The 22,457-nt window shown below is 56.3% G+C and carries 21 protein-coding genes; 6 read left to right on the top strand and 15 right to left on the bottom strand.

The window, feature by feature from the left end; translation table 11 throughout:
* Window positions 1-93: 93 nt before the first annotated feature.
* From H142_RS0111715 to H142_RS17200, 4 genes are read right to left on the bottom strand one after another with little or no spacing between them, the layout of a single operon-like run.
* Window positions 94-504, bottom strand: a complete 411-nt coding sequence (locus tag H142_RS0111715) for a Fur family transcriptional regulator (RefSeq protein ID WP_017932333.1) — start codon at window positions 502-504, stop codon at window positions 94-96.
* A gap of 2 nt (window positions 505-506) precedes the next feature.
* Complete coding sequence (gene rimI, locus H142_RS15605) at window positions 507-995, bottom strand: ribosomal protein S18-alanine N-acetyltransferase (protein WP_017932332.1); 489 nt, start codon at window positions 993-995, stop codon at window positions 507-509.
* A gap of 10 nt (window positions 996-1,005) precedes the next feature.
* Window positions 1,006-1,635: a tRNA (adenosine(37)-N6)-threonylcarbamoyltransferase complex dimerization subunit type 1 TsaB gene (gene tsaB / locus H142_RS0111705; protein ID WP_017932331.1), complete on the bottom strand. Its 630-nt coding sequence runs from the start codon at window positions 1,633-1,635 to the stop codon at window positions 1,006-1,008.
* A 2-nt stretch (window positions 1,636-1,637) separates the two neighbouring features.
* Complete coding sequence (locus H142_RS17200) at window positions 1,638-2,225, bottom strand: NifU family protein (RefSeq protein WP_017932330.1); 588 nt, start codon at window positions 2,223-2,225, stop codon at window positions 1,638-1,640.
* Between the two features lie 101 nt (window positions 2,226-2,326).
* Between H142_RS17200 and H142_RS16435 the strand changes: the two genes are divergently transcribed.
* Both H142_RS16435 and H142_RS0111690 read left to right on the top strand, forming a co-directional pair.
* Window positions 2,327-3,226, top strand: coding sequence for a M48 family metallopeptidase (locus tag H142_RS16435; RefSeq protein ID WP_017932328.1), 900 nt, complete (start codon window positions 2,327-2,329; stop codon window positions 3,224-3,226).
* Window positions 3,227-3,228: 2 nt separating this feature from the next.
* Window positions 3,229-3,810, top strand: a complete 582-nt coding sequence (locus H142_RS0111690; protein ID WP_156812008.1) for a M48 family metalloprotease — start codon at window positions 3,229-3,231, stop codon at window positions 3,808-3,810.
* Here H142_RS0111690 and H142_RS15595 read toward each other — a convergent pair.
* From H142_RS15595 to mutS, 5 genes are all read right to left on the bottom strand, one after another.
* On the bottom strand, window positions 3,807-4,295 hold the full coding sequence (locus H142_RS15595; RefSeq protein WP_017932326.1) for a copper chaperone PCu(A)C: 489 nt from the start codon (window positions 4,293-4,295) through the stop codon (window positions 3,807-3,809). The two genes, H142_RS0111690 and H142_RS15595, sit on opposite strands and share 4 nt — an antisense overlap.
* 2 nt (window positions 4,296-4,297) lie before the next feature.
* Window positions 4,298-5,317: a tryptophan--tRNA ligase gene (gene trpS, locus H142_RS0111680; protein ID WP_017932325.1), complete on the bottom strand. Its 1,020-nt coding sequence runs from the start codon at window positions 5,315-5,317 to the stop codon at window positions 4,298-4,300.
* An 87-nt stretch (window positions 5,318-5,404) separates the two neighbouring features.
* A complete protein-coding gene (gene murJ, locus H142_RS0111675) occupies window positions 5,405-6,982 on the bottom strand; it encodes a murein biosynthesis integral membrane protein MurJ (protein WP_017932324.1) in 1,578 nt (525 codons plus the stop codon).
* Window positions 6,979-9,732 carry a [protein-PII] uridylyltransferase gene (locus H142_RS15590; protein ID WP_017932323.1) on the bottom strand — a complete coding sequence of 918 codons (2,754 nt, stop codon included), beginning with the start codon at window positions 9,730-9,732 and terminating at the stop codon, window positions 6,979-6,981. Before H142_RS15590 ends, murJ begins: the two co-directional genes overlap by 4 nt.
* Window positions 9,732-12,443: a DNA mismatch repair protein MutS gene (gene mutS, locus H142_RS0111665; protein WP_026148022.1), complete on the bottom strand. Its 2,712-nt coding sequence runs from the start codon at window positions 12,441-12,443 to the stop codon at window positions 9,732-9,734. The genes H142_RS15590 and mutS overlap by 1 nt, the downstream gene beginning before the upstream one ends.
* A 109-nt stretch (window positions 12,444-12,552) precedes the next feature.
* Between mutS and H142_RS0111660 the strand changes: the two genes are divergently transcribed.
* On the top strand, window positions 12,553-14,205 hold the full coding sequence (locus H142_RS0111660) for an MFS transporter (RefSeq protein ID WP_017932321.1): 1,653 nt from the start codon (window positions 12,553-12,555) through the stop codon (window positions 14,203-14,205).
* A 6-nt stretch (window positions 14,206-14,211) separates the two neighbouring features.
* On the opposite strand, the gene H142_RS0111655 is transcribed toward H142_RS0111660, so the two are convergent.
* Window positions 14,212-15,450, bottom strand: a complete 1,239-nt coding sequence (locus tag H142_RS0111655) for a response regulator (protein ID WP_017932320.1) — start codon at window positions 15,448-15,450, stop codon at window positions 14,212-14,214.
* Between the two features lie 99 nt (window positions 15,451-15,549).
* On the bottom strand, window positions 15,550-17,124 hold the full coding sequence (locus H142_RS0111650; protein ID WP_017932319.1) for a YifB family Mg chelatase-like AAA ATPase: 1,575 nt from the start codon (window positions 17,122-17,124) through the stop codon (window positions 15,550-15,552).
* A 96-nt stretch (window positions 17,125-17,220) separates the two neighbouring features.
* Between H142_RS0111650 and H142_RS0111645 the strand changes: the two genes are divergently transcribed.
* Window positions 17,221-17,655: an EF-hand domain-containing protein gene (locus tag H142_RS0111645; RefSeq protein ID WP_017932318.1), complete on the top strand. Its 435-nt coding sequence runs from the start codon at window positions 17,221-17,223 to the stop codon at window positions 17,653-17,655.
* Between the two features lie 9 nt (window positions 17,656-17,664).
* On the opposite strand, the gene H142_RS0111640 is transcribed toward H142_RS0111645, so the two are convergent.
* The 3 genes from H142_RS0111640 to H142_RS0111630 are packed head-to-tail and all read right to left on the bottom strand — an operon-like array spanning window position 17,665 to window position 19,207.
* Complete coding sequence (locus H142_RS0111640; protein ID WP_017932317.1) at window positions 17,665-18,297, bottom strand: hypothetical protein; 633 nt, start codon at window positions 18,295-18,297, stop codon at window positions 17,665-17,667.
* 48 nt (window positions 18,298-18,345) lie between these two features.
* On the bottom strand, window positions 18,346-18,570 hold the full coding sequence (locus H142_RS0111635; RefSeq protein ID WP_017932316.1) for a helix-turn-helix domain-containing protein: 225 nt from the start codon (window positions 18,568-18,570) through the stop codon (window positions 18,346-18,348).
* Between the two features lies 1 nt (window position 18,571).
* Window positions 18,572-19,207: a DUF2975 domain-containing protein gene (locus H142_RS0111630; RefSeq protein ID WP_017932315.1), complete on the bottom strand. Its 636-nt coding sequence runs from the start codon at window positions 19,205-19,207 to the stop codon at window positions 18,572-18,574.
* 107 nt (window positions 19,208-19,314) lie between these two features.
* Here H142_RS0111630 and rdgB point away from each other — a divergent pair, with 107 nt between their 5' ends.
* Together rdgB and hemW are read left to right on the top strand one after the other, a co-directional pair.
* On the top strand, window positions 19,315-19,929 hold the full coding sequence (rdgB, locus tag H142_RS0111625; protein ID WP_017932314.1) for an RdgB/HAM1 family non-canonical purine NTP pyrophosphatase: 615 nt from the start codon (window positions 19,315-19,317) through the stop codon (window positions 19,927-19,929).
* Window positions 19,926-21,065, top strand: coding sequence for a radical SAM family heme chaperone HemW (gene hemW, locus H142_RS0111620; protein ID WP_017932313.1), 1,140 nt, complete (start codon window positions 19,926-19,928; stop codon window positions 21,063-21,065). Before rdgB ends, hemW begins: the two co-directional genes overlap by 4 nt.
* Window positions 21,066-21,072: 7 nt before the next feature.
* Here hemW and H142_RS15585 read toward each other — a convergent pair whose 3' ends face one another.
* Window positions 21,073-22,419 carry a penicillin-binding protein activator gene (locus tag H142_RS15585; protein ID WP_169331857.1) on the bottom strand — a complete coding sequence of 449 codons (1,347 nt, stop codon included), beginning with the start codon at window positions 22,417-22,419 and terminating at the stop codon, window positions 21,073-21,075.
* Between the last annotated feature and the right edge of the window lie 38 nt (window positions 22,420-22,457).

The raw sequence follows: 22,457 nt of genomic DNA, 5'->3' as shown, positions 1-22,457 counted from the left end.
TCCTCTAAGGGTCTTAGCCCTATTATCATTTAAAACTTAAATGGGGATTAGGCGCGTGAGGTCAAGGCAGCGTTGATGCGCTATATGAACGCCTTATTTTTTTTTAGGCTTGCCATAAAGCTCGAGGCGGTGGTCGACCAGATCATAGCCCAGCTTCTCGGCGATTTTAATTTGCAGCGCTTCAATCTCGTCGTCGACGAATTCGATGACGTCGCCCGTCGACACGTCAATCAAATGGTCGTGATGTTCGTCATGTGCCGGCTCATAGCGCGAGCGGCCATCGCGAAAATCATGTGTTTCAATAATGCCGGCATCGGCAAACAAACGCACCGTGCGGTAAACTGTAGCGAGCGAAATATTCGGATCCAATTTTTCCGCGCGGGCATAAAGCTCTTCGGCGTCAGGGTGATCTTCGGCGTCCGACAAGACACGCGCGATGATACGGCGCTGGTCTGTCATGCGCATATTATGCTCAACGCATTTCTTTTCGATCCATGATGTCATGTCTAAGCTCTACGCGTTTCGCGCTGCGCGGTAAAGTCCATGATTTTCTTATATACATGGGCGTCGGTATAGACGGGCCGCCCTGCGACCATGTCTTTGTAATAATTCTTGCGTTTGCCGACGCGTTTAAATCCGGCACGGCGATAGAGCGAAATGGCGGGCCTGTTATCCTGCCGGACATCAAGCAGAATGTCTTCCACGCCGGTTTTAAGCGTCGTTTCTAGCGCGGCAATCAACAGCGCCGCCCCAAAGCCCATATCCTGACAGACGGGAGCTACGCCGAATGTTAGGATCTCGGCGCTATCGTCTGACTGGCGGATATGACAAAATCCGGCGACATAGTCATCATCATAGATCACGGTCAAACTATCCGTTGGTGCACTCAAGGCCGCTTCAAAATCTTCTGCCGGCCAGGCTTTGGCTCCAAAACAGGCGGCATGAATGCGGGTGATGGCGGCAATGTCCTGCAATTTGGCCGACGCGCATTTCATGGTAAATAGCTCATGAGAGTGAAATCCCGCCGGGCAGTTTTGCGTCAGGTGGACGGTGATAGAGCGGCGTCGCGGGATAATCCTCCGGGCGCGCCAACGCACCCAGACGGGCCAGGATAACCGGATCCACATAATCCTCTTCGTCAGGTCCGCCAAAGAGCTTCGCCGCGCTGCCTGTCAGGATCATATTCTGGTCAAGCGCGGTTTTTGCTTGCGCCGCGCCTGACAGGATAGGCTTACCGATAGGGCGCCCCTGCTTGAAAATCTGCCAAAAAATTTCGCCGCGCCGCACGCCTTGCGCGGTCAAAACCGTGCTTTTGCCCTCAGGGTCAGCCATAGCGGCGCGCACCCAAAGGCCGGATATACCTAAAACAGGAATGCTATGTGGCAGCGCCAGACCTTTGGCAAAGGCCAAGGCGACACGTAGACCCGTAAAACTGCCCGGGCCGGTACAGACCGCGATACGGTCTATATCAGAGACGGACATTCCAGCCTCGGCCAGCAGGTCTTTGACCTGCGGGCCGAGACGCTCGGCATGGCCGCGCCCTATCGTCTCACGGCGGGCCCCCAGAACGTCGCCGCCGTCAGTTAAGGCGGCGCTGCAGTCGCGACCTGTTGTGTCCAGCGCCAGAACACGCATGTTTAAGCGGCTTGTTCCACGCGGGTTACTTCAGGAACATAATGTTTGAGCAGGTTTTCAATACCGGATTTCAGCGTTAGGGTTGAACTTGGGCATCCCGCGCAGGCTCCGCGCATTTCAAGGTACACTGCGCCATCGTCTTCATTGAAATGATGAAAAACGATATCGCCGCCGTCTTGTGCAACGGCCGGCCGCACGCGCAGCTCTATAATCTCTTTAATCTGCTCCACGATTTCCGCTGTTTCGCCCTCATATTCATGCGTGTCTATGTCCGCCGTAGCGGCGGCAGGCGCCATATCACTGGATAGGACATCGCCGCCCGCAACATAGAAATCCATAATCGCGCCTAAAACGGCGGGCTTGATATGCGGCCATTTGGCCTCATCTGTTTTCGTCACAGAAATAAAGTCCGAGCCGTAAAAAACCCGTCCGACGCCGGGTATCATGAACAGCATTTCGGCTAGAGGCGCGCCCTTGGCGCCTTCGCTGCGTTCAAATTCGCGCGGGCTGGCCCCTGCGCCAAGCACGTCTTTGCCGGGCAAAAACTTGAGTGTGGCGGGGTTCGGCGTATCTTCGGTTTGTATAAACATGGTGCGGCCTTTCATTACTATTGCAGATAAGCCTCTTTCGCGCGCGCTGCAAGACTGCGGCGCTGTATTGACCGCGGCCCCGGGGCTTCTAATCTGGTGATATGAGACGACTTATCATCATATCTGCACTGTGCTTATCCGGCTGCTTGTCCGTTGGCACGATTTTGCCGCCCAGCACGGCGGAGATGCAACAGGCCGAGCAAGATACTCAGACGGCGGCGGCTTATGACCGCTACATTGCGCTGAATGACCGATTGCAACGCGTCGCCGGCAAAATCCTGACCCGTAATGATGAGCTGTGTTCCCGCCAGATGAATGATATCGGCGTGCAGACGGTCACGGTGAAAAGCTTCCCTAAACCTTTGCGCGATTATGCAGAAACCCAAGGGTTTGATAAAGACCCGCGCGTTCTGTTTTCTATGGCGCAGAGCATAGAGCGCGGCGACGTGCTTCTTGACGCCAAGGGCGAGCCGCTCTCGGTTTATGACAAGGACTTTGACGGAGAAATCTTTATCGGCGGGCAGCGTATAATGCCTCAAACCGTGTCCGCCTGCCGCTATCCGGTGACATTGGAATATAGCCCCGCCGTCAATGCCTATGCCACAGGGCGCGCCATCCGTATCACGACGGGGATGATGGATTTTACCGACGACGATGAACTGGCCATAATTATCGGCCATGAACTGGCCCATAATACTGAAGGCCATGTGGTTAAAATTGTCACTGCCCGTATTGCCGGTTTAGGCACGGGCGTATTTTCGCGGCAATATGAAAGCGAAGCGGATTATGTCGGGCTTTACTATGCCGCCCGCGCAGGGTTTGATATTTCCAAAGCGCCGGACATTTGGCGGCGCATGGGGCTGCGTTCTATCCGCGCGCTGGACCGCGCGCGCAGCCATCCGACAACACCGGAGCGCTATGTGCGCCTGTCCGGCGCAATTGCCGAAATTGAGGATAAGATCAAAGCAGGCGCGCCGCTCTTACCGGAGCGAAAGCCGTGAAATTGAGCCGCTTATATGGGTTTGCGGTGCTGATGTTATCGGCCTGCGCAACCTCCACTGCCCCCGTTCAGACAGGCATATTTGACAGCGCAGAGACAATGTTCGCCGAGGCGCGCGCTAAAGCGATCTCTATCGCCGCGCCGGTCTTTCGCGCCAATGCGCCTTATTGCTCCAGGACTCAAACCATTGATTTTACCGATGAGCCGGCCTTTGATATTTGCGCGCAGCAAATCAGGCTGCTTCACGGGGCGGCGGCCAACGCCCATACGGAAGGGCAATTTATCTATGTCTATGACGGGGCCGTTCTGGCGCTCTCCAAAGATGAGACCGCGTTTTTAATTGCTCACGAACTGGCCCATGATATTCTGGGTCACAATATGGCTGCGGGATCATATCCGCAGGCCGAGATCGAGGCCGACCGGGTCGCGGTGGCAGTCATGCACCGCAGCGGATTTTCGCCGCGCGCCGTACCGCCTTTTTTACGCCGTATGGGATTTGAAACTTCGCCCGAATCGGACAGTCATCCTGCGGGCATTATGCGCATTGAAACTGTCGAGAATGCGATTTTAGACTTAGGCCTTTAATCCAGATCAGGCATATCGCCTTCATGGCGCACCTTCGCCTGAACTGTAATATCTCCGGCGACTTCAAATTGAAGCGTTAACGGAACGGTGTCGGTATCTGCGGCAATCGTGGTTTCAAAAACCATAATATGATCTGCGCCGCGCTTTAATGTAAGGCTCTGTCCGGGCTTGATTTCCAGCCCGCCTTCGACGCGGCGCATTTTCATCACGCCGCCATCTTCGATATGGGTATGGGTTTCGATGCGCTCACTGACCGGACTGCTTATGAATAACAGCCTGTCAGCTGTGTCACCGATATTGGTGATTTTAAATCCGGCCAGCGCTGTGTCGCGACCCGGAAAGGGCGGAATAATATAGGGCTGGCTGATGGAGAGCTGGGTCAATTGCCCGGCGTCATTTTGCGCCGGGGTCAGAGCGGGTTTGGTGCAACCCGCCAATATAGCGCTTGCGGCGATGGCGATTATAAAGACGCGTTTATTGATCATAGCTACGCTCCCAAAAATCCGATAATTTTACGGACATCACGCATAATCGGTTCAGATATTTCGGCCGCTTTTTCCGCGCCAGCCAAAAGAATACGGTCAATCTCATCAGGGTCAGATAAGTAACGACTCATCAACAGCGTAATCGGCGCCAGTTTTTCCACCGCCAGATCCGCCAGTGCAGGTTTAAACACGCCAAAGCCCTGACCCTCAAATTGCGCAACAACCTGTTTGCGGTTCATTTCCGACAAAGCCGAATAAATACTGATCAGATTATCAACCTCGGGACGCTCTGATAGATCCTCACCGGGCGCAGGCATGACGCCCATATCGGTTTTAGCTTTTTTGAATTTCTTGACGATTATATCCGCATTATCGGTCAAGTTGATGCGCGAATTATCCGACGGATCGGATTTGCTCATTTTGGCCGTGCCGTCCCGCAATGACATAACGCGCGCGCCAGGTCCTTGGGTTAATGCTTCGGGAAGCGGAAAAAAATCCGGGACATTAAAATCATTATTGAACTTTTGCGCAATATCGCGCGATAATTCCAGATGCTGTTTTTGGTCTTCTCCGACCGGAACATGTGTGGCTTTGAAGGCCAGAATATCGGCGGCCTGCAAGACGGGATAGGTATAAAGTCCGACAGAGGCGCGTTCCGTATTTTTTCCGGCTTTGTCTTTGAACTGGGTCATGCGGTTCACCCATCCGGTGCGCGCCACGCAATTGAAATACCAGGCCAGCTCAGTATGGGCGCGAACGTTCGATTGGGGGTAGATAATCGCTTTTTTCGGATCGACGCCGGAAGCCAAATAAGCTGCCGCGATCTCTCGGGTCTGCTGTTTGAGCACCGTTGGATCCTGCCAAACCGTGATGGCGTGCAGATCGACAATGCAATACAGGCATTCATGTTCATGCTGCAAAATTGCAAATTTCTTTAACGCGCCCAGATAATTGCCCAAATGCATCGCGCCAGAGGGCTGGACACCGGAAAAGACGCGCGGTGTGTGGGAAGTTTTGCTCATAAGTTTGTCTCAATTTAGGCCGCGCTTATACCGCGCTGCGCATCAGAGGCAACAGCGTGCTATTGGCGCAGCCCTATTTCCTGCGCTCTATTTTCGGCCCAGCGCCGCAAGCATTTCAGTCCCGTTGACCGCGCGCAGCGCCAGCGCCGCAATGGCGTAAATGATAATACCCGCCGTCGACACAGCCAGAAGAATAAAAATATCTATGCTGAACCGCTCGGTTAGTATCGGCTCGGCCCGCTGCGCCAACACCCAAATGGCTGCGCCCATGACCGCGCTGGCCAGTATCAGCCGCGGCAGCCGTTTTAAAAGCTGCGCGTCCGGTACATAATGTTTAGACTTATGCAAAGAGCGGTAAAGCAGCGCAACATTGACCCAGGCCGCAATCGTGGTGGCCAGCGCCAGACCGTAAAAGCCGATAGTAAAAAACAGCGCCGCGCCGAACACCATATTTACCACCGCGCTGACGCCGGCATAGATCATCGGGGATTTGGTGTTTTCGCGAGAGAAAAAGGCAGGTGTCAGAATTTTAATCAGGACAAATGCGGGCAGGCCGAGCGCAAACATTTGTAGCGCCTTGGCCGTTTGCACCGTATCTGCGGCGTCAAACGCCCCGCTTTGAAACAGTCCCGCGACAAGTAATGTCGGCATGACAGCCAGCGCGAAGGCTGCGGGCAGGGTGAGCGCCATGGACATTTCTATGGCGCGGTTCATGGCGCGCATGGCCCCATTTGGATTACCGCTGCGCAGGCTGCGCGTCATGGCGGGAAGCAGCGCTACGCCCATCGCAATGCCGATCATGCCTAAAGGCAGCTGATACAGACGATCCGCATAATTGAGCCAGCTGGGCGCGCTTGCCTGCGTGGTGGCGATATTATGGCTGACCATTAAATTAATCTGCGTAATTCCGGCGGCCAGCGCGCCGGGTACGCCCAATGTCAACAGGCGCTTCACGCCCGGCGTCATACGCGGACGGCGAAGGCCCACCACAACTCCCGCGCGGCGGCACCCCCAAACAACCATGGCGACCTGCACTATACCGGACAGGCTCATAGCGACGCAGAGGTAAAGCCCGATCTGGCGCGCGCTCCATTGCGCGCTGGGCGCGGATAGCAAGACGCCGAGCAGAGCGATATTGAGCGCTATGGGCGCCGCGGCGGCCATCGCGAAATAGTGTTTGGTATTGAGTATGCCAGAAAATAACGCCGCGACTGACATGAATAATAAATAGGGCATTGTAATCTGTGCGTAGAGCACAGCCAGATCATAAGGCGAGAGCGCGCCAAGGCTGTCACCGGCAGTAGGCGCGCGGTCCAATCCCGCGCCGAGCAGGTTCATGGCGACGGGCATGGTCAGCTCGAATATAACAACAATGACCGCCACCGCGACGAGCAGAACAGACAGCGCCTCGCGCGCCAGATCATTGGCGGCGTCCTGACCGCGCTCTTCCAGCCGGCGCGCATAAAGCGGAACAAAGGCGGCGTTAAATGCGCCTTCGGCAAAGACGCGTCGAAACAGATTAGGCAGGCGAAAGGCTGTAAACAGCGCATCGGTGACCGGGCCTGCGCCAAGAAATCGCGCAATTAAAATATCGCGCGCCATGCCTAATATACGGCTGACCAGCGTAAAAAATCCGATAATTGCGGTCGAGCGCAGCAGGGTCATGAGATAGCGACCGCTTTAATGTTCAGGGATTTGCGCAAGTCTTTGGTCAGAGCGGTCATGCGGGCCTTGTCAAAAGCGAGGGCAAAATTCTCGGATCTGATATAAAATGTGTCCACGGCCATTACCCCTACCACCTCGATGTGAGCGGATAAAATGGCGGCATTATGGTCGGCAAATATTTTTGCCAGCACATGCAGAAGGCCCGGGCGGTCACGGCCTTCAACCTCGATCAATATGCGTTCAGCTTCGCCTTTCTTACGTTCGCGCAGGACGCGCACGGCGGGCTTAATTGGTATGGCACTGGCGCGTCGTGAGGGGCGGTAGGCGGGAACAGTCAGATTTTCAGCCTCGCCCAGAGCGGCAGAGCGCGCGCGCCGGATCAGCGTATCCAAGACATGAGCAGAACTGCGTCCGAAGGCAAGATTATCATTATTTTGCAGATAGAAAATATCGAAAACTTGACCGGCGCGGCCTGTAAAGAGATGCGCCCCGACGACGGAGGCGCCGACAGAGCAAATTGCTTCGGTCAGATCGGAAAATAGTCCGGGCCTGTCCGCGCCCGCGACCCACAGCTCCGTAATATCGCGGCGCTTATCAAGGCGGGTGCGTACGGCTGTGGTCATGCCGTCCTCGATCATAGCGGCGAAAAAACGCGCATGACGGGTTTGCTCCGTCAGATTATTGGACAGCCAGTAACTATCCGGCAGGGCCATCATGGGCTCGCGCGCATGCTCTGCCAGTCCGTCCGGCAGACGTTCAAACAGATTTTGCCGCCCCGCCTCGGCGCGGCTTTGCGGCGCAAGATTGGGCTTATCGTCCAGATAAGCCGCAGTATTGGCGTAAAGCTCGCGTAAAAGCGTTCCTTTCCAGTCATTCCATATGCCCGGCCCGACGGCGCGGATATCGACAATGGTCAGCGCCATTAACAGCTGCAACCGCTCCAGCGATCCTATCATTTTTGCAAATTCGGCTATGGTTGCCGGGTCAGAAATGTCGCGGCGCTGCGCGGTTTCGCTAAATTCCAAATGACGGCGTATCAGCCAGCTAATGGTTTCAATCTCGGACGGATCCAGACCCAGCCGCGCGCAGGCGCGCCGCGACAGGCGCGCGCCCTCGACGCATTGATCGCCCACGCCCTTGCCGGTGTCATGGAGCAGGCAGGTCAGATATAAAATTCGGCGCTGCGACGTCGTAAACCGGGCCACAAATTCCGTCGCGACCGGATTATCACGCGAGAGCTGCCCGGTCTCCAGATCATGGAAATAGCGGACAAGTCCGATCGTATGCTCATCCACCGTATAGGCATGATGCATGTTAAATTGTGTGCGCGCGACGATGCCGCCAAATTCAATCAGATACCGGCCCAGAATGCCCGCATCATTCATCACCCTCATGACCGCTCCCGGCGCTTTGGACTCCAGAAGTGTATCTAAAAATATCTGCGCGTTATCAGGGTCTTTGCGAAAAGCATTGTCGATTAAATTACGGCGAAAATTAATCGCCGATACCGCGTCGGGATGAATGTCTAGATTATTTTTTCCGGCGAGGCGGAATAGATGCAAGATAAGATCAGGCCGCTCTTTAATCTGCATGGGGTCTTCAAAATTCAGGCGCCCATGATCAATAGTAAAACCGTTTTCACGGTTAATGCGGCGGCCACGCGGCAGGAACCGGTCCAACCCAACCGGAAGATTGATGCGGTGATCATGCTCCAGCTTGGCGCAGGCAATCCGGGTCAGCGCCCCGACCTCGCGGGTATTGGTAAAATATTCACGCATAAAGCGCTCGACCGCAACTTCGATAGGGCCGGACGCATGCCCCATTTTCGGCGCCAGCTGCGTTTGATAATCAAAGGTCAGCTTTTCTGTAGGACGGCCTGATAAATAATGCATGTATATGCGTGTGCGCCATAAAAAATCGGCCGCGCTGGCAAACCGCGTCGCAGATTTATGGTCAAACAACCCAAGCGCGACATAATCTTTGCTGCGCTGGGGATCGGTTATCTTGTCTGCTTTGTTCAAAAACCGCGCTATCCAATACAGTACATGAAGATCGCGCAGACCGCCTTTTCCTTCTTTGACATTGGGCTCAATTACATAGCGCGAATTGCCTTCGCGCTCATGGCGCTCATCGCGCTCGGCCAGTTTCGCTTTGATATAAGGCCGGCCCTTGCCGCGCGTAATATCACGGGTAAATTTCTTCTTCAGGCGTCCGGCCAGCGCCTCGTCCCCCGCCAGATAGCGCATATCCAAGAGTGAGGTCAAAACGGTCTGATCGTCTTTGGCCATCTTAATACATTGGTCAATGGTGCGGATGCTTTGTCCGACTTTTAGCCCCAAATCCCACAACATGTACAAAATATATTCTGTGACGCTTTCGCTCCACGCGGAAAGTTTCTGGTCGGCTTGAATAAAGAGTAAATCCAAATCCGAGTGCGGCGCCATTTCTCCGCGTCCAAATCCACCCACAGCGCAGAGACTTATGCGTTCTGCTTTAGTCGGATTTGCAACGGGCAGGATTTGCGAAGTTGTAAATTCGAATATGGCCTGCACAAGCTGGCTATGGGTGACCGATATTCTCTGCGCGGTTTCCAGACCGCCCAGACGTCCCATTTCGAACATGTTACGCGTCAGGGCATTTTCGTCATCCAGCCATGATTTTGCCAGCGCCATTGCTGAGGCGCGCTTGTCATTGTCGGTATCTTCGGCGTCGATCTGCGCGCTTAAAATCTCGGATAGACTCTGGGTCATTATGATTTTCGGGCCTTGGATTTAAGGTCGTAAAGAACGTCCAGTGCTTCACGTGGACTCAAATTGTCAATATCCATAGCGCTAATCGCGGCCTCGACGGGAGAAGCCTTGGCGCGCGCGGGCGGCGGCGGCGCGGTAAAGAGCGGCAGCGCGTTCAGATCGGATGCCGATCCGCTATGCTCAGCCTCAAGACGTTCTAAAACATTGCGCGCGCGCGCGACGGCGGCGGGCGGAAGACCGGCCAGCTTGGCGACTTGGATGCCATAGCTTTTATCCGCCGCGCCGGGCTTAACGTCGTGCAAAAACACCAGATCGCCATCCCATTCTTTGGCCCGCAGACTGGCATTGCTGCCATGCTCCAGCCGCTCAACCAGATCGGTCAGCTCGTGATAATGCGTCGCAAATAATGTCCGGCATGTATTGACCGCGTGCAAATGCTCCGCCGCCGCCCAGGCAATTGACAGGCCGTCAAAGGTCGCTGTGCCGCGCCCGATCTCGTCCAGAATGACAAAATTACGCGGCCCGGCTTGATTTAATATCGCGGCGGTTTCGATCATTTCCACCATAAAGGTCGAACGCCCGCGCGCTAGATCATCCGACGCGCCAACGCGCGAGAACAGCGCGTCTGCAAATCCAATATGGGCGCGCCGCGCGGGCACGAAACTGCCGGCCTGTGCGAGGATAAAGATTAGTGCATTCTGGCGTAAAAATGTCGACTTACCCGCCATATTCGGGCCGGTGATGAGGGTCAGGCGCGGCGCGCTTTGCCCTGAGGCGTCAAGGCGGCAATCATTAGGGGTAAAGTCAGGCTCCCCGCGGCTTTTCAAATTTGCCGCCACGACAGGATGCCGCCCGCCCTCGATCTCAAGACGCAGGCTGTCATCGACGATGGGGCGCACGGCCCCGCTCTCCATCGCCCATTGCGCCAGCGCGCTATCGACATCCAGTTGCGCGAGGGCGCTCGCCGCTCGCCGCACGGCAGGCGATATCAGGTTTAACCGGTCGCAAAAGCCGTTGAAAATGTCCTGCTCTATGGCGAGCACTTTTTCTCCTGCTGCCGCGATTTTGGTATCCAGATCCGCCAGCTCTGCCGTCGTGAAGCGCACGCCGGAGACCAGAGTCTGGCGGTGAATAAAGGGACTGTCCGGTCCTTTACTGAGCAGCGTATCGGCATGGCGTGGCGTGACTTCGATAAAATAGCCCAGCACATTATTATGCTTGATTTTTAGCGTCGATATTTCAGTCTGCCGCGCATAATCGCCCTGAAGGCCTGCGATAATTTTGCGGCTATCATCGCGCAGGCTTCGCAATTGATCCAGCTCCGGCGCCCATCCCGCATTAATAAAGCCCCCGTCGCGGGCGAGCATTGGCGCGCTGTCGCTAATGGCTTTTATACAGTCGCGGACAAATCCAGACAGTTCAGGGTGTTTTGCCAGCGACAAAGCGTCAAAGGCTGCCGCGATATTATCGGGCGGCGCGAGCCAGTTTTTGGCAACGGCATCGGCGCAAAGCTGCTCTCCGCATTGCAGAGCGGCCGCTATGGCGCGCAGGTCGCGCGGCCCGCCCCGTCCCAATAATAACCGTGACAAGCTGCGCGCGGGGTCGCCCGTACCGTCCAGCGCGCCGCGCATTTGCGTTCTAATCGCGGGATTGTCATGGAAATAAGCAACGCCGTCATGGCGGGCTTTGATCTCTTTTAAATCAGTGAGCGGACGGGTCAGACGATAGGATAAAAGCCGCGCGCCCGGCCCGGTCACAGTGCGGTCCATCACCGATAAGAGCGATCCGGCTTTGCCGCCGCGGCTGCTTTGCGTGATCTCAAGACTGGCGCGTGTGGCCGGGTCAATCGCCATATATTGCGCGCGTGAAACCCGCACAGGCGGAGCAAGGCGGGCTTTGTCTCCGGCCTGGGTCAGCTGCAGATAATCCAGCAAAACGCCGCCCGCACTGATTTCCGCTTTGGAAAAATCGCCATAAGCGTCCAGCGCCGTAACATTATAATGGTCGCGCAATACGCGCTCTGCGGCTTTGGCCGAAAAGCGTGATGTGGGCAGCGGGGTCAGCGCGGCGGAGATATTATCAATGATCAGGCGCAGGCGGGGATCTTCATAGGCGCCGTCATGCACGATTAATTCGCGCGGATTGATCGCGGCCAGTGAAGCCGGAAGATCGTCCAGGCTTGTCGCCAATATGGAAAACTGACCGTCGGAAATATCGGCCCAGCTGAGCGCAACGTCCCCCGCCGCTGTGACGGCCAGCGCAGCAATAAAATTGCTCCCGCGCGCATCCAGCAGGCTATCTTCGGTTAGGGTGCCGGGGGTGACCAGACGCACAATCTCGCGGCGCACAACGGATTTACTGCCGCGCTTTTTCGCCTCGGCCGGATCTTCGGTCTGCTCGCATACTGCGACGCGAAAGCCTGACCGAATAAGCTTTTGAAGATAGGTTTCGGCGGCGTGAACCGGCACCCCGCACATGGCGATGTCCTGACCTTCATGCTTGCCGCGTTTGGTCAGCGCAATGTCCAGCGCGGCGGCGGCGCGCACGGCGTCTTCAAAGAACAGCTCGTAAAAATCGCCCATACGGTAGAACAGCAACACCTCCGGTCCGGCTTCGGCCTTAATCGCCAAAAACTGCTTCATCATCGGCGTCGGCCCGACTGATTTTGCCTTTTTGGACGATCTTTTGGATGATGTAGCGGGCGCGGTCATATCGCGCAAATTGGCCAGTTCGCTGTCAAAGCGCAAGGGGCTGTTGCGCGAATAATCTTGATAAATTTGCGGGGTCAATTTAGGCGTGAGGCCGATAAGGGAGATTGACATGGCCAAAGTTTCAACGCGCATGGCCTTAAGTGCGGCGCTAAAAGACCGGCAGGTCTTGGCCATGCTGATTTTAGGATTGGCGTCGGGGCTTCCTTACGCCGCTGTCGGCGGCACGCTTAATGCCTGGCTGACCACCGTTGGCGTTAAGCCCGTTGCCATTGGCCTACTCTCCTGGGCGCTACTGGCCTATGCGTTTAAGTTCATGTGGGCCGCTGCTCTGCAAAGTCACCGGACACCGTTTAATCTAGGGGTCGGGCCACGCCGCTTCTGGATGAGCGTTTTTATGCTTCTGGTTTCTGCCGGACTCCTGGTTCTCGCGCTCTCCAATCCTGCCGCCAATTTAGCCTTTATCGGGATTGTCAGCATTTTAATTGCGGTAGCCTCTGCCAGTCTTGATATCGTTGTTGCGGCGTGGCGAATCGAGATTGCCCGCGACGACCAGCATTTGGATATTTTGTCCAGCGTGGAGCAATTCGGTTACAGAATCGCCTCATGGGTCGCCGGGTTTGTGGCGCTTATTCTGGCCGACCATATTGGCTGGCGGCTGACATTTTTTGGATTGGCGCTGGTTATGGCGCTCTGCCTCGGGGGTGTGGCCTTGGCCTCGCGCACGCCGCTCACGGCGTCCGGTGAAAAAACGGCGACATTTATCCGTCAGGGCGGCCGCCTGTCAGCACGCCAGCGGCGCATAGGCACATGGCTGACTCTCGCAGGTTGGGTTATCGGATTCTACCTCATCGGAGATTTTATGTTCGGTGCGCTGACGGATCCTGAAAACCATAAGGCCAGTACCTTTATCCGTATGCAAGGGCCGTTTGTTATCCTGTCGACTGTTATCTGGCTAGGCATTGTCAGCGCAGTCTTGGTCTGGATGAATGGACGCAATTCTACAGATATCTCCGGCCCTGTTGTCGCAAAGAGTAGCGTCACGGATATTTTATACCGCGCTATATTAGAGCCGATGATGGAGCTCATCTCGCGTCTGCGCTGGGTCGCGGTATTAGTGCTTATGGTCGTGTTGTCCTACCGCTTTACCGACCTGATTTGGGGCGGCTTTGCCTATCCCTTTTATCTTGGCGAAAATTATGGCGCGCTGGGTCACACTCTGACCGAGGTCGGTTTTGCGTCCAAATTTATGGGCGTTATCGCCACGATTGTCGGGATCGCCTTGGGCGGGTTGGCCATGCTTAGATTTGGCCGCATGCCGGTTTTCTTTTTCGGCGCGGTTCTCGCCGCCATTACCAATCTCCTCTTTGCCGATCTGGCGCTGGACGCGCGGTTTACAGACTCTGTGCTGGGGTTTTTACACATTGATGATGTGTTTGCGCTCTTTAGCCTCGATCTGCGCATGGCGCGGCTCACCTCGGTTATCTTCGCTGAAAACCTCGCAGTGGGACTCGCCAGCGCAGCATCTGTGGCTTATCTTTCGTCTATCGTGAATAAGGAATACGCTGCGGTTCAATATGCGCTGCTTGTTTCTTTAATTATGCTGCTCGGCGTATTGGGTCGTCCGACCATCGGAGAGATTATTGAAACTCAGGGGTTTGCCACAGCGTTCATCGTCTGCGCGGGTCTGGGCGCGGTCGCCGCCGTGCTGGCTTTGATAGAATGGATCAGACTGTCACGTCACCCGAAAGAGACGGCCGGATAGCGTCGGCTATGCCGCGCTGGATTGTTGCTCGTCACGTTTTTTAGTCCATGTTTGCACCATATTGGCCAGTTCGTCAGCGCTAACCGGCTTGGTCATAAAATCGTTCATGCCACTGTCAAAACAGGCATTGCGGTCATCATCAAATGCATTGGCAGTCAGTGCAATAATCGGTAATTTCGAGGCTTGCGTCCCCATGGCACGGATTTTACGAGTCGCCTCAAGTCCGTCCATATTGGGCATGCGCATATCCATAAATATGAGATCATAACGCCCGCTTTCCATGGCCGCGACCGCTTCAAGACCGTCTTCGACCGTTTCAACGCTGCAGCCCTCGGCTTCCAGCAATGTCCGGGTGAGCAGAGCGTTGATGGCATTGTCTTCGGCCAGCAGGATTTTCAAACCTTCGCCGGTGGTCGTGACGGGCTGGTCATAGTTTTGCGGGGCCGGCGCGCTGGCCGGCGTAACTTCGACAGGCGCGTCTGATGCGCCAATGGCTTTGGCAATCACGGCATCGCGCCAATTTGAACCTAAAACAGCGTCGCCGTCTTCGACAGGTAATGTGCGGCGCTCAAATTCACGTTTCGGTTCAGGTTCCGGCGCGGCAGGTGGCGGCGCTGTAAATGCCGCTTGTGGCGGCGTAGCAGGTTCTGGCGCGGGTTGCGGTGGGTCGACAGGGTCAGGCTGCGGCGCGGGAATCTCCACCGGAGGCGCTGCAGGTTCAGGTGCCGGCTCAGAAGGTGGATTATGTTGAGGCTGCGCAGGTGCGGGCTCCGTCTGCGGCGGTGAATTGAAATGCGTCTGCTCAGGCGCGGCAGGGGCCTGCACAGCTGCCGGCGGCTGAAATTGAGCCTCAGGCTGAACTTGTGCGCTGGCTTGCGGCGGAGGCGCAACAGGCTCGGCTGCGGGCGGTGCAGTATTGACCAGCACAGATGCGGCCTGTTGATGAAACACGGTTACATCACGGGCCAAAGCAATCGCATTACCATCGGATAATGTGGTTTCAACCCAATCATAGATAATTTCATTTTCGCCCTGTCCGGCGCGGGTTTCAAACCGGTATGGCATGCCTTGGGCGTTAGGCACAGGCCATCCCTGTACAGGATGACCGGTCCAATTTTCTATACGTCCGCCGTAAAGCTGTAAAAATGCGGCATTGACGAATATAACGCGGCCCATGGGATCACGCTTGAGCATGGGATCCGGCCAGGGCCACATATGGGCCGCGAAAATATCATCCGGTGACATGGACTACCCTTATTGTAGCGATTCAATAATCAATTAATCGAAGCCTACAGGGCTATGCTAAACAAGATGTTACTAGATGGGGGATAATTCTTAAAAAGGTTAACCCCCGTAATTGCCGCGATTAGGTCGCGCAGGCACGTGCATCTGAGCGCTTCGCGGGGATGACGCAAAGTGCTGCGGTGTTTGGCGTGACCGTCTGTGTGACAGGGCCTCGGCAATATGCAGGCGGTGGACTTTATCGGCGCCGGATAGATCGGCCAGAGTCCGCGCGACCCGCAAGACGCGGTGATAGCCGCGCGCTGTGAGACCCAATGTCTCGGCGGCCTGAACAATTAAAGTTTGCCCGTCGCGGTCAAGTTCGGCCACATGATCCAGCCGGTCAGGGCTGAGATGGGCATTGAGCGCCCCGCCATTACGCGTGATCATGATCTCACGGGCGCGGGCAATACGCGGCGCGATATCGGCGGTGCCTTCAACTGAAGGCGGTAAGGCCAGATCGGCGGGCGTGACCGCCGGGACGTCAATTTGAATATCCATGCGGTCCATAAACGGGCCGGATATACGGGCTTGATAATCGGCGGCGCAGCGCGGCCCGCGGCGGCACGCCACCCCGTCGGCTCCGCCGCTGCCGCAGCGGCAGGGGTTCATCGCAGCGATCAGCTGAAACCGCGCCGGATATTTGATATGGGCATTCGCGCGCGCGACAATGATCTCGCCGGTCTCCAAAGGCTGGCGCAGGCTGTCTATAACCTGCGGCGTGAATTCGGGAAGCTCGTCAAGAAACAAAACGCCGTGATGTGCCAACGACGCTTCTCCGGGTTTAGCCTTGGTGCCGCCGCCCACCATGGCCGCCATAGAGGCGCTGTGATGCGGGCTGCGATAGGGGCGTACGCGCGATAATTGCCCGCGCTCCAGAAGTCCGGCAACGCTATGGATCATCGAGACATCCAAAAGCTCATGCGGGGCCAGCGGCGGCAACAGCCCCGGAAGCCGCGCCGCCAACATGGATTTCCCGCTGCCCGGCGGGCCGACCATAAGAAGATTATGTCCGCCCGTCGCCGCGATTTCCAGCGCCCGTTTGGCAGTTTCCTGCCCGCGTACATCACGCATATCCGGGCCGTCCTCCGCCGCGATTAAATCCCCTGCGACGGGGGGTGAGAGCAATTGGGCGCCCTTAAAATGATTGATGATCTGCACCAGATTTTGTGGCGCAAGGATATCCAGATCCCCGGCCCAGGCTGCTTCAGGCCCGTTGCCTTGCGGGCAAATCAGTCCCAGACCGTAACTATTGGCCATAACAGCAGCGGATAATGTCCCCGGCACATCAGAGATAGACCCATCCAGACCCAGCTCTCCAATAGCGGCATAGCGCTCCAGCATATCGGCGGGCACGACGCCAATGGCGGCCATAATGGCCAGCGCAATCGGCAGGTCGTAATGCGAGCCTTCTTTGGGCAGGTCGGCGGGGGCGAGATTAATAATAATGCGCTGCCCGGGAAGGCGCAGGCCGAGAGAGGCAAAGGCCGCGCGCACACGCTCGCGCGATTCTGCAACAGCTTTGTCGCCCAGACCGACAACATTAAACATCGGCTTACCCGGGGTAAGCTGAACCTGCACATTGACGCGGCGCGCCTCTGTACCCTCAAAAGCAACAGTTGATATGGCAACAGACATAGGGTCTCTAATCACAAATAATAGAACAAATCAAGAACTAACATTAAGCTTTTTGGCCGCTATTGCCCGCCTTTATGTTCTCGCTTAAGACGGGTTATGCATATTATATCAAACATAGCCTGTCTGCTTCCTCCCGTCATTTTACTCTGCGCCTGCCAGACACTGCGCGGCGCCGCCCCCGTTCACGGCGCGTCAGATTTAGCCGCGCGCATGGGCAGTAATGTAGCCGAGCTTGGGGCTGTCGTGACCCGTCCCATTGGCGCATTGGCGTCCAAGGGTGACATGGCTTATATGGATAAAAACGGGGATATGCGGCTCAGCATTGAAGAGTTTTCAAATGCAATGACGCCGCCTGCCGCCTACCGTTTGGAGGCGGCGATGCTGAACCTGACTGTTGATCGCTATGTCCGCGCGGATTTCTATCTCACAGATATCAATCAAGACGGATTTATTGACCGGGCGGAGCTAACGGCTATGCGCCGCCGTGACGCGCAAGACCGCCGCGCTGCGTTTTTAAACGCGCCCTTATGAGGGTTTAAATTAGACCCTGATACCAATACAGCGCACGGATTGTATCCCGGACGTGCGGGACGATAGCGGTATAGGCGATTTCATATTGACCATAGGGTCGCGCACGTAAAACCCCCGCGGGCTGTCGGCGACAACCATAACCCAGTGGCTGCGGCGGCTGGCGAGACTGAATTTGACCAGTGGATAATAGCCATCGGCCAGACAGCTGCGGACATCTTTATCCGTCCCGTTTTTGAAAAACCGCGCTTTGGCCTTGCCGTCAGTGACGCGCTCCAGCCCGCTCCAGATCAGCCAGCCCTTGGGCGTAAAGCCGTTCTTAGCCGTCAGGCGCGCGTTTAGATCCCCCGGATTAGTCGCAAACCCCAGATTGGACAGCGCCATGGCCGCCGCGGTCACCAAACAGCCTTCGCTGCTCAGAGTGGTCGTCGTCGGGCCCAGAATATGAGCGCCCCAGCGGGGGTCTTGCTGGTGATAATAATTATGATCGGGCAGCGCCAAGCTGGCATCTTTAACGACAATGCTGGCAGGCAGCGGCCCTTTGGCTGACGTCTGCTGAGCGCCTTTAATGGGCGATGGCGTAGAAGCGCAGGCTGTCATCAGCGCGGTGGCCAAAAGCGTAAAATATAACTTATAAAATCTCATCCGCCCCCTATAGAGGCTAAACTTTAAAACAGAGTTTAGACGGGAGAGTTAATTTGCGGCCTCTTCATCATCCGCTTCATAAATCAGCAGGTCGGCGGGTTGGCAGTCCAGCTCGCGGCACAGCGCTTCTAATGTCGTAAACCGCATGGCGCGGGCCTTGCCGGTTTTCAGGATCGACAGATTGGCCAGTGTGATCCCCACACGGTCGGCCAGTTCGGTCAGCGACATACGCTTTTCCAGCAAGATCAGGTCGAGATTGACACGTATAGCCATGTTAAACCGTCAACTTTTCTTGCTCGCGCATATCCGCGCCCTGCCGGAACACCTGCGCCAATACGATCAGGATTAAGACAAGTGACCAGACTTCCCAGCGTAGCGGAATTTTTTTCTCGCCCTCATTCAGCCCGGTCATTTCACCAAACCAGTGATTAGCAAAATTGAGGTCCGGATTATTCCAGACATATACCGTCACCATAAACATCAATATGGTAAATATAATTTCTCCAATCGCGACGGTGATCCATATACGCCGCAGGCGCGCGGCATTGCGCGGCACAAAGGGATCGCCGCGCAGCAGTGTGGCCGATATTTTACGCAGCTCATAAAGAACTAAAATCGCGACAACCGCGCCGGTGACGCGCACGCCGAGTATAATAATCAACACGCGCTCGGGCACATCGGCCAAGGTCTCGAAACCGGGAATCATCTGACCGGTCGCGAGAAAGAGCGCAATCCCGAAACCGATCAACATTAAGGCCAGCCACACCCAAGCGAGGACATTCATAAAGGCGAGGAAAATATCCAGCGCCATGGCCGAGCGCAGGGGCTGCCCGTCCAGCGCGACATCATCAAAATCGATAGCGAGGTCGTCCCCGTCCGAGAGGGATGAATCTGTGTTTTTTCTGCTCATGAAACATTTGCCCGTTATTTAATGTCACAGGGTTAAACAATTGGCGTAAGCGTGGCAAGATGGCACGGTGATAACAATAAATGTACTGACTGGTGACTGGAGACACAATGGGCCTTGATTTTGACCGCATTATTGTGGCCTCGCATAATGAAGGCAAGGTGCGCGAAATCCGCGACCTGCTTCGCCCTTATGGCCTAAACGTACAAAGCGCGGCGGAGCTGGGCCTGCCCGATGTCGAGGAAACAGGCGCAACCTTTATCGCAAATGCAGAGCTTAAATCCATCGCTGCGGCCAAGGCTGCCGGCCTGCCGGCCCTGTCCGACGATAGCGGCCTTGCGGTCGACGCACTGGGCGGCGCGCCGGGCATTTATTCCGCGCGCTGGACCGAAGAGGACGGCGGCGCGCGCAATTGGGCGCTGGGCATGACGCGCGTGCAAGAGGCGATGGAAAAATCCGGCCGGACTGAGACGGACGCGCATTTTGTCTGTGCGTTGTCCCTGGCCTTTCCGGACGGCAGCGCGCGGACATATGTTGGCAAAGTGCACGGCCATATCATATGGCCTGCGCGCGGCAATAGCGGCTTTGGCTATGATCCGATATTTTTGCCGCAGGGTTTTGATCAGACCTTTGGAGAGATGGACCCGGATAAAAAACATGCCATCAGCCACCGCGCCGATGCGTTCACCCAGCTGATTTGCGCGGAGTTCGACAGCCGGCTATGACCCCGCTGGCGGTTTATATTCACTGGCCCTATTGCGCGCGCATCTGTCCCTATTGCGATTTTAATGTGTATAAGTCGAAAGGCGCGGGCGGTGATGATCTCGTTACCGCAATTCTTGCCGACCTGAGGCAGTGGCGCGAGATGTCGGGGCCGCGCGCGCTGACCTCTATTCATTTTGGCGGCGGGACGCCCAGCTTGATGAGCGACTGGCAAATCGGAACACTTATCACCGCTTGCGGCGATTTATGGACAGCGGCAGATACACTAGAAATCGGGCTGGAAGCCAATCCTGATGACGCGGACGCCGCGCTCTGGCAGGGCTATCGCGCGGCGGGTGTGAACCGCCTGTCGCTGGGCATTCAAAGTTTTGATGATCAGGTTTTATCTTTCCTCGGCCGCAATCATGATGGCGCGGCGGCGACCGAGGCGCTGGATATGGCGTGCCGCATTTTCGATAATGTCTCGGCAGATTTGATTTTTGGTCATGACGGGCAAAGCGCGCCGGACTGGGCGGCTGATCTGGACGCGGCGCTGGCCTTTCCGATCACCCATTTATCGGCTTATCAACTCACTATAGAGCCGGGCACGGCTTTCGGACGCGCGGCGCAGCGCGGCAAAACGCTGGATGTTAATGAGGATATGTCGGCGCAGCTCTACGAGCTGACAGAAGCAAGACTCGGCGCAGCAGGCTTCACCCATTACGAAATTTCCAACTATGCGCGCCCCATGGCGTCACAAGCGCAAAACCGCTCGGCCCACAATATGGCCTATTGGACGGGCGTGGATTATGTCGGGGCCGGGCCGGGCGCGCATGGACGGCTCACCACGGATGCGGGCCGTATAGCCACTACGGCACATATGACTCCCGGCGCCTATATTAACGCCGTCGCCGCTACAGGCTCGGGAATCTTAGATACAGAGGCGCTGAGTTCTGATGAGGTGGCCGAGGAATATGTCATGATGGGACTGCGTATCGCCGAAGGGTTTGACGCCGCGCACCCGTATCTGAACGGACGTCATTTTGACATGGCTGAGCTATCTGCCGCAGATTTGATTGAGACCAAAAACGGACGCATTATGGCGACGGATAAAGGGCGGCTTGTGCTCAATGAAGTCACCCGCCAGCTCTTGGCTTAGCTGCGGCTTAGTTCAGCGTAATACCCAAATCCTCGGCGGTTTTCGGGGCAGGATCAATCAGAACGAATTGTCCCTGACGCACTTCATAGACGGCGAGGCCGCGCTCGGGCGTGCCATTTACCCGAAAGCGGACAAATCCGTCCACGCCGTAAAATCCTTGCGGATCCGTCAATCTGGCCTTGCGGTCTTTGGGATCATCTTCGGCTATAAGGGCGGCAATACTGATCCCGTCATAGGCCTGTGAGGCCAAAGTGGACGGCTTGGCGTCATATGTCGCCTCAAAAGCTGATTTGAAATTCGCGCTGGCATCTTTATCAGGCGCGGCAAATATGCCGCCGCGCAGGGCGGGCTCGCGGGTGGTTTCCAAACGATCCCACAGGCTGGTGCCAATAAATTTCACCGAGGCCGGGTTCACATTATAATAAGGCAGGAGCGGACCGAGAGAGCGAAGCGCCGTTCCGGACTCCGGTAAGAGCACCGCATCAAAGCGCTGGCCGCCCTGAAGATAGGCGCGCGCCAGTTCTGATGCAGGCCCCTGCATGTCGTTGATCGAGCTGCCTGAATAGGTTTGGGTAATGACATATTGCGCGCCAACGCCGGAGACGGCGCGGCGATAGGCCGGCTCGACGCGGCGCGTATAGCCATTATTTGGCCCCAGCAGCGCAAAACGGCGTGCGCCCTGCGCAGCGGCGTAGCGGGTAATACGCTCGACCTCGGCTTCAGGCGGGAATGACAGCAGATAAACGCCGTCACCGGCAACAGCCTGATTAGTCGAAAAAGCGATAATCGGAATATCGACGCGGCGTGATTGGTCACGGGCCGCCGTGACATTCGGGGCGAGCACAGGGCCGAGAATGATATCCGCGCCGGCGTCCATGGCCTTTTGTGTGGCCATGCGGGTGCCGTCTTCTGTCCCCGCCGTGTCCAGCGCGATCAAAAGAACATCAGCGCGGTCGCGATCAAATACGGCCATTTCCGCAGCTTGAAGCATGGATCCGGCTTCAGTGCGCAGACGGCTATTGGAGGCTGAAAAGGGAAGGAGCAGCGCAACGCGGCGGATCGGCCGGCCTTGCATATGCGGCGGGGTTAGGCCTTCGCGCTTAGCAATCTCGGCGTCCTTTTCATCGGCCTCTTCTTCAGGCGTTTTTTCCGGCTCTTCTTCGCGCGGCTTAGGTAGCTGCGGATCAACACCGTCGGGATTTTGTATCACGGGTCTGTCGTAAACAGGCGGGCGCGTTGTGGGGTTTTGGGGCGGGGTGGCGCAGGCGGTCATCATCACGCCAAGCATGAGCGAGGCCAGCCATGGCGTTAATCGGGGGGCAAAGGCGCTTGCGCGGCGTTTGGAAAACGTCATGATAACCTCTTTCACATCCCGATACATATAGGAGCCTG

The sequence above is a fragment of the Robiginitomaculum antarcticum DSM 21748 genome (genome assembly GCF_000365025.1).
Classification (GTDB): domain Bacteria; phylum Pseudomonadota; class Alphaproteobacteria; order Caulobacterales; family Maricaulaceae; genus Robiginitomaculum; species Robiginitomaculum antarcticum.
The sequence above is the reverse complement of the archived record's forward strand: the minus strand, read 5'-3'. Positions and strand labels throughout refer to the sequence as shown.

Coding starts and splice junctions, on each gene's coding strand:
- H142_RS15585 (WP_169331857.1), bottom strand. CDS start 22,419: ATGACGTTTTCCAAACGCCGCGCAAGCGCCTTTGCCCCCCGATTAACG.
- H142_RS0111640 (WP_017932317.1), bottom strand. CDS start 18,297: ATGAGATTTTATAAGTTATATTTTACGCTTTTGGCCACCGCGCTGATG.
- H142_RS15595 (WP_017932326.1), bottom strand. CDS start 4,295: ATGATCAATAAACGCGTCTTTATAATCGCCATCGCCGCAAGCGCTATA.
- H142_RS0111655 (WP_017932320.1), bottom strand. CDS start 15,450: ATGTCACCGGATGATATTTTCGCGGCCCATATGTGGCCCTGGCCGGAT.
- H142_RS0111630 (WP_017932315.1), bottom strand. CDS start 19,207: ATGAGCAGAAAAAACACAGATTCATCCCTCTCGGACGGGGACGACCTC.
- hemW (WP_017932313.1), top strand. CDS start 19,926: ATGACCCCGCTGGCGGTTTATATTCACTGGCCCTATTGCGCGCGCATC.
- rdgB (WP_017932314.1), top strand. CDS start 19,315: ATGGGCCTTGATTTTGACCGCATTATTGTGGCCTCGCATAATGAAGGC.
- rimI (WP_017932332.1), bottom strand. CDS start 995: ATGAAATGCGCGTCGGCCAAATTGCAGGACATTGCCGCCATCACCCGC.
- H142_RS0111650 (WP_017932319.1), bottom strand. CDS start 17,124: ATGTCTGTTGCCATATCAACTGTTGCTTTTGAGGGTACAGAGGCGCGC.
- H142_RS15590 (WP_017932323.1), bottom strand. CDS start 9,732: ATGACCCAGAGTCTATCCGAGATTTTAAGCGCGCAGATCGACGCCGAA.
- H142_RS0111645 (WP_017932318.1), top strand. CDS start 17,221: ATGCATATTATATCAAACATAGCCTGTCTGCTTCCTCCCGTCATTTTA.
- mutS (WP_026148022.1), bottom strand. CDS start 12,443: ATGACCGCGCCCGCTACATCATCCAAAAGATCGTCCAAAAAGGCAAAA.
- H142_RS0111635 (WP_017932316.1), bottom strand. CDS start 18,570: ATGGCTATACGTGTCAATCTCGACCTGATCTTGCTGGAAAAGCGTATG.
- H142_RS0111660 (WP_017932321.1), top strand. CDS start 12,553: ATGGCCAAAGTTTCAACGCGCATGGCCTTAAGTGCGGCGCTAAAAGAC.
- H142_RS0111715 (WP_017932333.1), bottom strand. CDS start 504: ATGACATCATGGATCGAAAAGAAATGCGTTGAGCATAATATGCGCATG.
- tsaB (WP_017932331.1), bottom strand. CDS start 1,635: ATGCGTGTTCTGGCGCTGGACACAACAGGTCGCGACTGCAGCGCCGCC.
- H142_RS17200 (WP_017932330.1), bottom strand. CDS start 2,225: ATGTTTATACAAACCGAAGATACGCCGAACCCCGCCACACTCAAGTTT.
- trpS (WP_017932325.1), bottom strand. CDS start 5,317: ATGAGCAAAACTTCCCACACACCGCGCGTCTTTTCCGGTGTCCAGCCC.
- H142_RS16435 (WP_017932328.1), top strand. CDS start 2,327: ATGAGACGACTTATCATCATATCTGCACTGTGCTTATCCGGCTGCTTG.
- murJ (WP_017932324.1), bottom strand. CDS start 6,982: ATGACCCTGCTGCGCTCGACCGCAATTATCGGATTTTTTACGCTGGTC.